This window comes from Streptomyces sp. Root1310 (assembly GCF_001426425.1).
GTDB lineage: Bacteria > Actinomycetota > Actinomycetes > Streptomycetales > Streptomycetaceae > Streptomyces.
This window is the reverse complement of record NZ_LMEQ01000005.1, coordinates 144,086-156,975: the sequence shown is the minus strand read 5'-3', so window position 1 is coordinate 156,975 and position 12,890 is coordinate 144,086. Positions and strand designations below refer to the sequence as shown.

12 protein-coding genes are annotated in these 12,890 nt (G+C 72.6%); 8 read left to right on the top strand and 4 right to left on the bottom strand.

The features are described 5' to 3' along the window. Positions 1 to 15 precede the first annotated feature (15 nt). From ASD48_RS14385 to ASD48_RS14370, 4 genes are all read left to right on the top strand, one after another. Complete coding sequence (locus tag ASD48_RS14385; protein ID WP_057601975.1) at positions 16 to 744, top strand: glutamine amidotransferase; 729 nt, start codon at positions 16 to 18, stop codon at positions 742 to 744. A 349-nt stretch (positions 745 to 1,093) separates the two neighbouring features. Continuing rightward, complete coding sequence (locus tag ASD48_RS14380) at positions 1,094 to 2,119, top strand: 6-phosphofructokinase (protein WP_057601974.1); 1,026 nt, start codon at positions 1,094 to 1,096, stop codon at positions 2,117 to 2,119. A gap of 148 nt (positions 2,120 to 2,267) precedes the next feature. After that, the gene (locus ASD48_RS14375; protein ID WP_057601973.1) at positions 2,268 to 3,218 is read left to right on the top strand and encodes a cytochrome c oxidase assembly protein; all 951 of its coding nucleotides are present in this window, start codon (positions 2,268 to 2,270) and stop codon (positions 3,216 to 3,218) included. A 60-nt stretch (positions 3,219 to 3,278) separates the two neighbouring features. Then, positions 3,279 to 3,461: a hypothetical protein gene (locus ASD48_RS14370; protein ID WP_020131614.1), complete on the top strand. Its 183-nt coding sequence runs from the start codon at positions 3,279 to 3,281 to the stop codon at positions 3,459 to 3,461. Here ASD48_RS14370 and ASD48_RS14365 read toward each other — a convergent pair. Genes ASD48_RS14365 through ASD48_RS14350 form a run of 4 tightly spaced genes read right to left on the bottom strand, consistent with a single transcriptional unit; the run spans position 3,430 to position 7,508 of the window. Continuing rightward, positions 3,430 to 4,653, bottom strand: a complete 1,224-nt coding sequence (locus ASD48_RS14365; protein ID WP_057601972.1) for a histidine kinase — start codon at positions 4,651 to 4,653, stop codon at positions 3,430 to 3,432. The genes ASD48_RS14370 and ASD48_RS14365 overlap by 32 nt on opposite strands. After that, complete coding sequence (locus tag ASD48_RS14360; RefSeq protein WP_057601971.1) at positions 4,650 to 6,380, bottom strand: cation acetate symporter; 1,731 nt, start codon at positions 6,378 to 6,380, stop codon at positions 4,650 to 4,652. The genes ASD48_RS14365 and ASD48_RS14360 overlap by 4 nt, the downstream gene beginning before the upstream one ends. After that, complete coding sequence (locus ASD48_RS14355) at positions 6,377 to 6,739, bottom strand: hypothetical protein (protein ID WP_057601970.1); 363 nt, start codon at positions 6,737 to 6,739, stop codon at positions 6,377 to 6,379. Before ASD48_RS14355 ends, ASD48_RS14360 begins: the two co-directional genes overlap by 4 nt. Before the next feature lie 4 nt (positions 6,740 to 6,743). After that, positions 6,744 to 7,508 (bottom strand): LytTR family transcriptional regulator DNA-binding domain-containing protein, encoded by a 765-nt coding sequence (locus ASD48_RS14350; RefSeq protein ID WP_057601969.1) that lies wholly within the window; start codon positions 7,506 to 7,508, stop codon positions 6,744 to 6,746. 78 nt (positions 7,509 to 7,586) lie between these two features. Here ASD48_RS14350 and ASD48_RS14345 point away from each other — a divergent pair, with 78 nt between their 5' ends. The 4 genes from ASD48_RS14345 to ASD48_RS14330 all read left to right on the top strand — a co-directional run bounded on the left by ASD48_RS14345 (position 7,587) and on the right by ASD48_RS14330 (position 12,885). Beyond that, entirely contained in the window at positions 7,587 to 8,072 is a 486-nt protein-coding gene (locus ASD48_RS14345) for an Lrp/AsnC family transcriptional regulator (RefSeq protein WP_057601968.1), read from the top strand. A 163-nt stretch (positions 8,073 to 8,235) separates the two neighbouring features. Beyond that, on the top strand, positions 8,236 to 9,048 hold the full coding sequence (ddaH, locus tag ASD48_RS14340) for a dimethylargininase (RefSeq protein ID WP_057601967.1): 813 nt from the start codon (positions 8,236 to 8,238) through the stop codon (positions 9,046 to 9,048). Continuing rightward, the gene (gene rocD / locus ASD48_RS14335) at positions 9,045 to 10,268 is read left to right on the top strand and encodes an ornithine--oxo-acid transaminase (protein WP_057601966.1); all 1,224 of its coding nucleotides are present in this window, start codon (positions 9,045 to 9,047) and stop codon (positions 10,266 to 10,268) included. The genes ddaH and rocD overlap by 4 nt, the downstream gene beginning before the upstream one ends. A 151-nt stretch (positions 10,269 to 10,419) precedes the next feature. Next, positions 10,420 to 12,885, top strand: a complete 2,466-nt coding sequence (locus ASD48_RS14330) for a SpoIIE family protein phosphatase (RefSeq protein ID WP_057601965.1) — start codon at positions 10,420 to 10,422, stop codon at positions 12,883 to 12,885. Positions 12,886 to 12,890 lie beyond the last annotated feature (5 nt).

The following is a 12,890-nucleotide window of genomic DNA, read 5'->3' as shown; positions in this document are numbered from 1 at the left end:
ACTAAGGACGTTTCCATGAGCGACAACCAACTGCGGCTGGTGTGGATCTACCCGGACCTGCTGAGCACCTACGGCGACCAGGGCAACGCCCTCGTCGTCGAGCGCCGCGCCCGGCAGCGCGGCCTGGACGTGGCGCGTCTCGACGTGCGCAGCGACCAGCCGATCCCGACCTCCGGCGACATCTACCTCATCGGGGGCGGCGAGGACCGGCCGCAGCGACTGGCGGCGGAGCGGCTGCGCCGGGACGGGCACCTGTACCAGGCGGTGCAGAACGGCGCGATCGTCTTCGCGGTGTGTGCCGGGTACCAGATCCTGGGCCACGAGTTCGTCAACGACCTCGGCCAGCGTGAGCCCGGTCTCGGTCTCCTGGACGTGACGACGACGCGCGGCGAGGGCGAGCGGTGTGTCGGTGACGTCCTCGGCGACATCGACCCGCGGCTCGGTCTGCCCCCGCTGACCGGCTTCGAGAACCACCAGGGCGTCACCCATCTCGGCAAGACCGCCCGTCCGCTCGCCCGCGTCTCGCTCGGCAAGGGCAACGGCACCGGCGACGGCACCGAGGGCGCGTACAACGACACCGTGTTCGGCACGTACATGCACGGCCCGGTGCTCGCCCGCAACCCGCTGATCGCGGACCTGCTGCTGAAGCTGGCGCTCGACGTGAACGCGCTGCCGCCGATCGACGACCGCTGGTACGAGGCGCTCCGCAGCGAGCGCATCGCTGCCGCGCAGCAGCCGGCGTAGGAACAGCCGCGCGGGAGCCGGCGGAGGAACAGCTGTCCGGCGGCCCGCGCGGGAGCTGTCGCGCGGCTGCCCTGCGCAGACGGCCGGGGCGCGTGGCCGTCTGCGCAGGCACGGCCGTGCGGCAGCCTGCGCGGACGCCGTAGCAGGGACTCCCTCGTGACCGTCTGTTCACCTGATTTTCGGGGTGTCGTCAGCAGCCCGTCTGACGGTGCATCCGCACAGGTGAGCAGGCACGTCCAGCAGGCGGACGCGTTCTTCGGCCCCGCCCCCTCCTGCCGCTAGGGTGGCGGGGATTCGAGCCGGACAGTGTGGTCCGGACCGGCCCACGTGGAGAAGGTTGTTTCGGGCTATGCGCATTGGTGTCCTCACGTCCGGCGGCGACTGCCCCGGCCTGAACGCCGTCATCCGGTCCGTCGTGCACCGTGCCGTCGCCGACCACGGCGACGAGGTCATCGGCTTCCGGGACGGCTGGAAGGGCCTCCTGGAGTGCGACTACCTCAAGCTCGACCTCGACGCGGTGGGCGGCATCCTCGCCCGCGGCGGCACGATCCTCGGCTCCTCCCGGGTCCAGCCCTCGCATCTGCGGGACGGCGTGGAGCGGGCCCGGGGCCATGTCGCGGAGCTCGGCCTCGACGCGATCATCCCCATCGGGGGTGAGGGCACGCTCAAGGCGGCGAAGCTGATGTACGACAGCGGGCTGCCCATCGTGGGCGTGCCGAAGACCATCGACAACGACATCGCCGTCACCGACGTCACCTTCGGTTTCGACACGGCGGTCGGGGTCGCGACCGAGGCGCTGGACCGGCTGAAGACCACCGCCGAGTCCCACCAGCGGGTGCTCGTCGTCGAGGTCATGGGACGCCACACCGGCTGGATAGCGCTTCAGTCCGGCATGGCGGCCGGCGCCCACGCCATCGTCGTACCGGAACGGCCCTTCGACATCGACGAACTGGCCCGCCGGGTCGGCGAGCGGTTCGAGGCGGGCAAGCGGTTCGCGATCGTCGTCGCGGCCGAGGGCGCGAAGCCGAGGGCCGGCAGCATGGCCTTCGACGAGGGCGCGAAGGACATCTACGGGCACGAGCGGTTCGCCGGGATCGCCCGGCAGCTCTCCATCGAGCTGGAGTCCCGCCTCGGCAAGGAGGCCCGGCCGGTCATCCTGGGGCATGTGCAGCGGGGCGGCACCCCGACCGCGTACGACCGGGTGCTCGCCACGCGGTTCGGCTGGCACGCGGTGGAGGCGGTGCACCGGGGCGAGTTCGGGAAGATGACGGCCCTGCGCGGGACGGACATCGTGATGGCGCCGCTGGCGGACGCGGTCGCGACGCTCAAGACCGTTCCCGAGGACCGGTACGCGGAGGCGGAGACCGTGCTCTAGCCCGTCCGGCCGGGTGCGGGGCCGCCGTCACGGTCCCGCACCCCCGGAACGGGGCCGTTCGCCCCCGGTGACAGAGGTCGCCGGGGGCTTCTCTACTCTTGTGGGCGGCAGGAAACGTACAACCCCCCACGAATCAGGAGCCGGCGGCATGGGACACAGCGGGCACGGCATGACCATGGATCTGCCGCCGTTCACGCTGGGGCGGGGCCTTCAGTGGTCGGCGGACCCGTTCTTCCTCGTCGGCTGTCTGGTGGGGCTGGGGCTCTACGGCTGGGGCGTCCTGCGGCTGCGCAGGCGCGGGGACGCGTGGCCGGTGGGGCGGACCGTGTCGTTCGCCGCCGGGGTGCTGACCATCGGGCTCGTCATGTGCACCAGGCTGAACGACTACGGCATGGTGATGTTCAGCGTGCACATGGTGCAGCACATGGTGATCAGCATGCTGTCGCCGATCCTGATCCTGCTGGGCGCGCCGATGACGCTGGCACTGCGCGCGCTGCCGGCCGCCGGCCGGGGGCGCAAGGGGCCGCGTGAGCTGCTGCTGATGCTGCTGCACAGCCGGTACATGCGGATCGTCACCCATCCCGCGTTCACGATCCCGCTGTTCATCGCGAGCCTGTACGCGCTGTACTTCACGCCGATCTTCGACTTCCTGATGGGCTCCAGGGCGGGGCACCTCGCGATGATGGTGCACTTCCTCGCCGTCGGTGTGGTGTTCTTCTGGCCGATCATCGGCGTCGACCCGGGGCCGAACCGGCCGGGCTATCTGATGCGGATGCTGGAGCTGTTCGCGGGCATGCCGTTCCACGCGTTCTTCGGCATCGCGCTGATGATGGCCTCCCAGCCGATGGTCGAGACGTTCGAGAACCCGCCCGCCTCGCTCGGCATCGACGCGCTCTCCGACCAGAACGCGGCGGGCGGGATCGCCTGGGCCTTCAGCGAGATCCCGTCCGTGCTGGTGCTGATCGCGCTGCTCTTCCAGTGGTACGGCTCCGAGCAGCGGCAGGCCAAGCGCAAGGACCGGGCCGCGGACCGCGACGGCGACCAGGAGCTGGAGGCGTACAACGCCTATCTTGCGTCGCTCAACACACAGGGGCGCTGAACCCGGGGCACCATGGAGGGGACGCGCCCTGCGGAGGGCGGCCCCGAGGAAGGTGTCGCGATGGCAGGTACCACGGACAGTTCCACGAAGACCATGGGGGTGCTCACCGTCGGCGGTCTCGTCGCGGTGACCGCCTACACGGTGGCGCTCGGCAGCAACGGCTGGCTGTGGTTCGGCTGGGTCGTGCTGGGGCTGATCACGCTCGCCATGATCATGACGCGGCCCGGCCCTGGCCACCGCTGAGGCGGGCCGCCGAGTGGACGCCCGGCTGGTACTTCGGCAGCCGGGCGGTGATCTTCATCCCTGCCCCCGGCGCCGTCTCGATGACCAGGCCGTAGTCGTCGCCGTACACCTGGCGGAGCCGGTCGTCCACATTGGACAGCCCGATGCCTCCCGAGGGGCTCACCTCGCCGGCCAGGATGCGGCGCAGCGCGACCGGGTCCATGCCGGCGCCGTCGTCCTCGATGACGACCAGGGCCTCGGCGCCGGCGTCCTGCGCGGTGATCTGGATGTGGCACCGGTCGGCCTTGCCCTCCAGGCCGTGCTTGACGGCGTTCTCCACGAGCGGCTGGAGGCAGAGGAAGGGCAGCGCCACCGGGAGGACCTCGGGGGCTATCTGGAGGGTGACGGCGAGGCGGTCGCCGAAGCGCGCCCGCACCAGCGCCAGGTAGTGGTCGATGGCGTGCAGCTCGTCGGCGAGGGTGGTGAAGTCGCCGTGCCTGCGGAACGAGTAGCGGGTGAAGTCGGCGAACTCCAGGAGCAGCTCGCGGGCGCGTTCGGGGTCGGTGCGCACGAACGACGCGATCACCGCGAGCGAGTTGAAGACGAAGTGCGGGGAGATCTGGGCGCGCAGGGCCTTGATCTCCGCCTCGATCAGTTTCGTACGGGACTGGTCGAGGTCCGCCAGCTCCAGCTGGACGCTCACCCAGCGGGCCACCTCGCCGGCCGCCCGGACCAGGACGGCGGACTCGCGGGGCGCGCAGGCCACCAGGACGCCGTGCACCCGGTCGTCGACGGTGAGCGGGGCGAGGACGGCCCAGCGGACGGGGCAGTCGGCGTGCTCGCAGGTGAGCCCGAAGGCCTCGCCGCGCCCGCTCTCCAGGGGGCCGGCCAGCCGTTCCATGATCTCGGTGCGGTGATGTGACCCCACGCCGTCCCAGACCAGCACCTGCGTCTCGTCGGTCAGGCACAGCGCGTCCGTGCCGAGCAGGGTGCGCAGTCTGCGGGCCGATCTGCGGGCCGTCTCCTCCGTGAGGCCCGCACGGAGCGGGGGCGCGGCGAGCGAGGCGGTGTGCAGGGTCTCGAAGGTGGCGTGCTCGACCGGGGTGCCCAGCCCGCCGAGGTTCTCGGGGCGGGCGGTGCGGCGGCCCAGCCAGAAGCCCGCGGCGAGGAAGGGGAGGATCGCGATGCAGACGCCCGCCAGGAAGCCGCTCATGCCTTCGCCTCCGTCGCCCGCAGCTCTTCCGTGCGCAGTTCCTCGGGCAGGTGGAACCGGGCCAGGATCGCCGCCGTGCCGGCCGGGACCCGTCCCGGGGTGGCCAGGGACACCAGGATCATGGTGAGGAAGCCGAGCGGTACGGACCACAGCGCGGGCCAGGCGAGCAGCGCGTGCAGGCCGCCCGTGCCGGGGAAGCCCGCCATGGTCGCGGCGACGGCGGCGAACGCCGAACCGCCGCCCACCAGCATCCCGGCGGCCGCGCCGGGCGGGGTCAGCCGTCGCCACCAGATGCCGAGGACGAGGAGCGGGCAGAAGGAGGACGCGGACACCGCGAAGGCCAGCCCGACCGCGTCGGCCACAGGCAGCCCGCCCACCAGCAGACTCGCGGCGAGGGGCACGGCCATGGCGAGCCCGGTGCCCAGCCGGAAGTGCCGGACGCCCCGGGCCGGCAGGACGTCCTGGGTGAGCACGCCGGCGACGGCCATCGTCAGCCCGGAGGCGGTGGACAGGAACGCGGCGAAGGCTCCCCCGGCGACCAGCGCGCCCAGCAGGTCGCCGCCGAGGCCGCCGATCACCCGGTCGGGCAGCAGCAGCACGGCCGCGTCGGCGTCGCCGCCGAGGGCCAGCTCGGGGGCGTAGAGACGGCCCAGGGCGCCGTAGACGGGCGGCAGCAGGTAGAAGGCGCCGATCAGGGCGAGGACGGCGACCGTGGTGCGGCGGGCGGCCACTCCGTGCGGGCTGGTGTAGAAGCGGACGACGACGTGCGGCAGGCCCATGGTGCCGAGGAAGGTCGCGAGGATCAGGCCGTAGGTGGCGTACAGGGGGCGTTCCTCGCGGCCGGCGGCGAGGGAGGTGGACATGCCGCCGTTGCTGCCGCGCTCGGCGACGGGGACGGCGGTGCCCTCGGCGAAGGTGAGGCGGGTGCCCCGCTCGATGTGGTGGGTGCCGGCGGGGAGCCGGAGCACGGCGTCCCGGTGCGGGCGGCCGTCGACGCGGCCGTCCACCGTCACGGTCAGGGGGCGGTCCAGTCTGAGGTCGAGGGTGTCGTCGACCCGGACGACCCGCTGGTCGCGGAAGGTGGCCGGTTCCCCGAAGGCGTCGCGTGGTGCGCCGTCGCCCTGCCAGGCGAGCACGAGGAAGAGGGCCGGGACGAGGAGGGCGGTGAGCTTGAGCCAGTACTGGAAGGCCTGCACGAAGGTGATGCTGCGCATGCCGCCCGCGGCGACGATGGCGGTGACGACGACCGCGACGATCAGCCCGCCGAGCGAGTCGGGGGCGCCGGTCAGGACGGTCAGCGTCAGCCCGGCGCCCTGGAGTTGGGGCAGCAGGTAGAGCCATCCGACGCCGACCACGAAGGCGCCCGCGAGCCGCCGGGAGGTCTGCGAGCCGAGGCGGGCCTCGGCGAAGTCGGGCAGGGTGTAGGCGCCGGAGCGGCGCAGCGGGGCCGCGACGAAGAGCAGCAGCACCAGATAGCCGGCGGTGTAACCGACCGGGTACCAGAGCATGTCCGGTCCCTGGACCAGGACCAGCCCCGCGATGCCGAGGAAGGAGGCGGCCGAGAGGTACTCACCGCTGATGGCGGCAGCGTTGAGGCGCGGGCCCACGGTGCGGGAGGCGACGTAGAAGTCGGAGGTGGTGCGGGAGATGCGCAGGCCGAAGGCGCCGACGAGGACGGTCGCGACGACGACGAGCGCGACGGCGGGGACGGCGAAGGCCGAGTTCACCGGTCTTCGACCAGACGTATGAAGTCCCGCTCGTTGCGTTCGGCGCGGCGCACGTACCAGCGGGCGAGCAGCACGAGCGGGGCGTAGAGGCAGAAGCCGAGGACCGCCCATTCGAGGCGGTGGGCGTCGGGCATCGCCGCGAAGAGCAGCGGCAGCGGGCCCACGAGCAGGGTGAGGACGGCGAACACCACGAGTGCGGCCCGCAGTTGGGAGCGCATCAGGGAGCGGACGTAGGTGTGACCGAGGGTGGTCTGCTCGTCGATCTCGGTACGCGGCCGGTAGTAGCCGGAGGCGCGCAGGGTACGACGGGCGGGTCCGGTGACCACGACACGCCGTTCGGCGGGGTCCTGGTGGGGCACGGGGTCAGGGCCTCCTCATCAGCAGGTCCCGCAGCTCTCGGGCGTGGCGTCGGCTGACCTGGAGTTCCTCGCCGCCGACCAGGACGCTCACCGTGCCCGCGTCCAGGCGGAGTTCGCCTATGTGGCGCAGGGCGACGAGATGGCGGCGGTGGATGCGGACGAAGCCGCGGGCCCGCCAGCGCTCCTCCAGCGTGGACAGCGGGATCCGGACCAGGTGGCTGCCGCGGTCGGTGTGCAGCCGGGCGTAGTCGCCGCGGGCCTCGACGTGGGTGATGTCGTCGACGGCGACGAAGCGGGTCACACCGCCGAGTTCGACGGGTATCTGGTCCGGGTCGGGCTCGTGCACGGGGATGCGCGGAGCGGCGCCGCGCCGTTCGGCTGCCCTGAGTTCCACGGCGCGGCGGACCGCCTCGGCGAGCCGTTCCTTGCGGACGGGTTTGAGCACGTAGTCGACGGCCTTGAGGTCGAAGGCCTGGACGGCGAAGTCCTCGTGGGCGGTGACGAACACGACCAGGGGCGGCCGCGCGAAGCCGGTCAGGAGCCGGGCGAGGTCGAGACCGTCGAGGCCGGGCATCTGGATGTCCAGGAAGACCACGTCGATCGCCTCGGGGCCGTCGGGTCCCGACTCCAGGGCACGGTTGATGCGGCGCAGCGCCTCGGTCGCGTCGCCCGCGCCCTCCACGGTGCCGATCCGGGGGTCCGCGGTGAGCAGGTACAGCAGCTCCTCCAGCGAGGGGCGTTCGTCGTCGACGGCGAGGGCGCGCAGCATGAAGGTGGAGTGTAGGGGTGATCGGCGCGGCTGGACATGCACCGGGGTGTGGACGTACGCGCTGGATACAGTGCCCGCATGAACAGCGCGCCCGCCCCATTCGACGAACTCGACCGGAAGATCGTCACCGCTCTGATGGCGAACGCCAGGACGAGCTTCGCCGAGATCGGGACGGCCGTCGGTCTGTCCTCGACGGCCGTCAAACGCCGGGTGGACCGGCTGCGGGACACCGGGGTGATCACGGGGTTCACGGCCACCGTGCAGCCGTCGGCGCTGGGCTGGCGCACGGAGGCGTACGTGGAGGTGTACTGCGAGGGCGCCGCGCCCCCGAGGCGCCTCGCGGAGGTGGCGCGCAACCATCCGGAGATCACCGCCGCGATGACGGTGACGGGTGGGGCGGACGCGCTGCTGCATGTGCGGGCGCGGGATGTGGAGCACTTCGAGAACGTGCTGGAGCGCATCCGGTCCGAGCCCTTCATCCGGAAGACGATCAGCGTGATGGTCCTGTCCCATCTGCTGCCGGACAGCCCCGAGGCGGGCGCGAGCCAGCCCGCTCCCGAATAAACCTGCTAGGGCGCAGCGAACCTGCGTCGACCGGGCGGATCACGCAGCATTCCTGCGTCCACACGCAATGCTTGTTCCTTGTCGGGCGTCCCCGTCAGTTCCTACCTTGGTGTCAACCCCCAGTCGACTCCGCAGGAAAAGGGAAAGGTGGAGGTACCTCACTGTGACCGAGACCCGTGTGCGGCGCCCTCGGCGCTTCCTCGTCTGTGAACCCAGACACTTCGCCGTGCAGTACGCGATCAACCCCTGGATGCGTCCCGACAGCCCCGTCGACGTCGATCTCGCCCAGGAGCAGTGGCAGGGGCTGATCCGTGCCTACCGGACCCACGGCCACACCGTGGACTCCGTGGAGCCGGCCCCCGGTCTCCCGGACATGGTCTTCGCCGCGAACTCGGCGGTCGTGGTGGAGGGCCGCGTCTTCGGCTCCCTGTTCCACGCGCCCGAGCGGCGGCCCGAGTCCGTCCACTACGACACCTGGTTCAAGGCGGCGGGCTACGACGTCCACCGGCCGGAGTCCGTCTGCGAGGGCGAGGGCGACCTGGTCTGGACGGGCCGGTACGTGCTGGCCGGCACCGGCTTCCGGACGACCCGTGAGGCGCACCGGGAGGTGCAGGAGTTCTTCGGCCACCCGGTGATCAGCCTGACCCTGGTGGACCCGCACTTCTACCACCTGGACACGGCACTGTTCGTCCTCGACGACGACAACATCTCGTACTACCCGGAGGCGTTCTCCTCCGGCAGCCGTGAGGTGCTCGCCCGGCTGTATCCGGACGCGGTGCTCGCCACCCGCGACGACGCCATGGTGTTCGGCCTGAACTCGGTCTCCGACGGGCGCCATGTGTTCATCGCGCCCCGGGCCGAGGCCCTCGCCTCCCGTCTCACCGAGCGCGGCTATGTCCCCGTCCCCGTCGACCTCTCGGAGTTCCAGAAGGCCGGCGGCGGCATCAAGTGCTGCACGCAGGAGATCCGTTCATGACCGCACCCGTCGTCCCGACGCGCACCTCCGCCGATCTGATCCGCGCCGAGGAGCCCGTCCTCGCGCACAACTACCATCCGCTGCCCGTGGTCGTCGCGAGCGCCGAGGGCGCCTGGGTGACGGACGTCGAGGGCCGCCGCTACCTCGACATGCTGGCCGGCTACTCGGCCCTCAACTTCGGCCACCGGCACCCGCAGCTGATCGAGGCGGCCCACCGCCAGCTGGACCGTCTCACCCTCACCTCCCGCGCCTTCCACAACGACCGCCTCGCCGAGTTCGCCGAACGGCTCGCGGAGCTGACCGGCCTGGACATGGTCCTGCCGATGAACACGGGCGCGGAGGCGGTCGAGAGCGGCATCAAGGTGGCCCGCAAGTGGGCGTACGAGGTGAAGGGCGTGCCCGCCGACCGGGCGACCATCGTGGTGGCCGCCGACAACTTCCACGGCCGTACGACGACGATCGTGAGCTTCTCGACCGACGAGACGGCGCGGGCGGGCTTCGGACCGTTCACCCCGGGCTTCCGGATCGTGCCGTACAACGACCTGGCCGCGCTGGAGGCGGCCGTCGACGAGACGACGGCGGCGGTGCTGATCGAGCCGATCCAGGGCGAGGCGGGCGTCGTCATCCCCGACGACGGCTATCTGGCCGGAGTCCGGGAGCTGACCCGCCGCAGGAACTGCCTGTTCGTCGCGGACGAGATCCAGTCCGGGCTCGGCCGTACCGGGCGGACGCTCGCCGTGGAGCACGAGGGGGTCGTGCCCGATGTGCTGCTGCTCGGCAAGGCGCTGGGCGGCGGGATCGTGCCGGTGTCGGCGGTGGTGGCCCGGCGTGAGGTCCTGTCGGTGCTGCGGCCGGGCGAGCACGGGTCGACGTTCGGCGGCAATCCGCTGGCCGCCGCGGTGGGCACGGCGGTGGTGGAGCTGCTGGAGACGGGTGAGTTCCAGCGCCGGGCCACCGAGCTGGGCGTGGTCCTGCGGGACGGGCTGACCGGGCTGGTCGGCAAGGGCGTCGTCGGCTTCCGGGCGCGCGGACTGTGGGCGGGCGTCGACATCGACCCGGCCCTGGGCACCGGCCGCGAGGTGAGCGAGCGCCTCATGCGGGAGGGCGTCCTGGTCAAGGACACCCACGGCTCGACCATCCGGCTGGCGCCGCCGCTGACCGTCACCGGCGAGGAACTGGCCTCGGCGCTGGCCACCTTGGAGAGCGTGCTAACGCGCTAGGCCTGAGGAACGCGCCCCGCGAGGGGCGCGGATCCCCGGCCGCGCCGGCGCGCGGCATCCGCCTCCCGGGTGGCTCGGCCGCTGTCGTGCAGGCAGGGTGAAGATTGAGTCAGGAGGTGGTAGACCACTCTCAGCGACAGAGAGGTCGGCCGTGGGCACACACGACGAGGACGACGTTGCCCGCCGGTGGTTCGACGTGGCGGACACCGCCCCCCTGCTGCTCGACGCACGGGGGGTGGTGACGAGCTGGACCAGGGAGGCCGAGCGCCTGCTGGGGTATCCGGCCGCCGAGGCGGTCGGCGAGGACCTGGCCGGGCTGCTCGCCCACGGGGACGCCGGACGGCTGCCGGACGTCATGGACCGGTGTCGCCGGGACGGCGGCTGGGCCGGGCTGCTGTCCGCCCGCCGCCGGGACGGGCGGCCGCTGTACGTCATGGCGCGGATCACCGCGGCCCACGAGTCCGGCGGCGACGCGCGCTGGCTGGTCCTGCTCAACGAGATGGCCGACGCCCCCGGCTGGGACATGAGCCGCGCGGTGCTGGAGCAGATGATCGGCGGCTCCCCGATCGGTATCGCGATGGTCGACGCCGACCTGCGCTTCGTGTGGTCGAACGCGGCCCTGACCCAGTTCGGCGGCGGTCCGCCCGAGAGCCGGCTGGGGCTGCGGCTGGCCGAGGTCCAGCCGGGCCTGGACTCGGAGGCGATAGAGGCACAGATGCGACGGGTGCTGGCAACCGGGGAGCCGGTGCTCGGCTACGAGCTCGTGGGGCAGGTGCGGGCGGCGCCGCACCGCGAGACGGCGCACATGCTGTCGTTCACCCGCCTGGACGACGAGCACGGCGCCCCGATGGGCGTCTACTACACGGTCGTGGACATGACCGAGCGACACCGCGCCCGGCAGCGGCTCGCGCTGCTCGACCGGGCCGGCCGGCGCATCGGGCGCAGCCTGGACATCGCCCGGACCGCTCAGGAACTGGCGGACGTGGCGGTGCCGGGCTTCGCCGACCTCGTCACCGTGGATCTGCTGGAGCCGGTGCTGCGGGGCGCGGAGCCCTCGCCCGGCCAGGCCTGGAACGCCGCGGACGACTCCGTCACCCTGCGCAGGGCGGGACGGCGGACGACCGGCGATCCCGCGGTCGCGACCGGCAGCCGCGAGATCGTGCACCGGGCCGGCTCGCCCGCGGCGCGCTGTCTGACCGGCGGGCGGCCCTGGCGGGTCGTACGGCTCGACCCTCTCGACCCACTCGATCCGCTCACCGAGGAGTGGGTCGCGGGCCTGCCCGCCGGTTCCGAGCCGCCCAGTGCCCTGATCGTGCCGATCAGGGCGCGTGGCGTCATCCTCGGTGTGACCACGTTCCTGCGGCGCCACCGGCACGAGCCCTTCGGCGAGGACGATCTGGCGCTCGCCGAGGATCTCGTCTCCCGGGCGGCCGTCTGCGTGGACAACGCCCGCCGCTACACGCGCGAGCGCGCCGCGGCCCTGGTGCTCCAGCGCAATCTGCTCCCCCGCCGGCTGCCCGAGCAGGACGCGGTCGAGGTGGCCGCCTGCTACCGGCCGGCCGACGAGCTGACCGGTCTCGGCGGCGACTGGTACGACCTGATCCCGCTGTCGGGGGCGCGGGTGGCGCTGGTCGTCGGCGAGGTGCCCGGGCACGGTATCGACGCCGCCGCGGCCATGGGACGGGTACGGACCGCCGTGCGCACCCTGGCCGCCCTCGACCTGCCGCCGGCGGAGATCCTGGCGCACCTCGACGACCTGGTCACCCGCATGGACGACGAGGAGGGCGTGGCGGCCGAGACGGAGCCGCAGGAACCGCGGCCCGACGGTGCCCGGACCGTGGGCGCCGCGTGCGTCTACGTCGTGTACGACCCCGTCGACGGGCGGTGCGTGATGGCCGCGGCGGGGCACCCCGCCCCCGCCGTCGTCCTGCCCGACGGCAGCGTCACGTTCCTCGAGCTGCCGCAGGGTCCGCCGCTCGGCGCGGGCGGGCGGCCGTTCGAGTCCGCCGAGGTGACCCTGCCCGAGGGCAGCACGCTGGCACTGCACACGGACGGTCTGCTGGCCCGGGGCGAGCGGTGGGCGCTGGACACCGACCGGGAACGGCTGCGGCAGGCCCTGGAGCAGTCGGCGGACACGCTCGAGCTGCGTTGCGGGACGGTGATCGACGCCCTGGTCCCGGCCCGCCCGTACGACGACGTGGCCCTGCTGATGGCCCGGACCCGGCGGCTGCCGGCCGAGCGGGTCGCCGACTGGGAGCTGCCCGCCGACCCGGCTGCGGTGGCCGAGGCCCGCAAGACCGCGAGCCGCCGGCTGGCGGAGTGGGGTCTGACGGAGCTGTCGTTCACCACCGAGCTGGTCGTGAGCGAGCTGGTCACCAACGCCATCCGGTACGCCACCGGACCGATCCGGCTGCGGCTGATCCGCGAGCGCACCCTGGTCTGCGAGGTCTTCGACGGCGGAGCCACCGCACCGCATCTGCGCCATCCGCGCGCCACCGACGAGGGCGGTCGCGGGCTGCTGCTGGTCTCGCAGGTCACGCAGCGGTGGGGCACCCGCTTCCTTCCCGAAGGCAAGATCATCTGGGCCGAGCAGTCACTCACGGACCCCGACGCCTGAGCCGC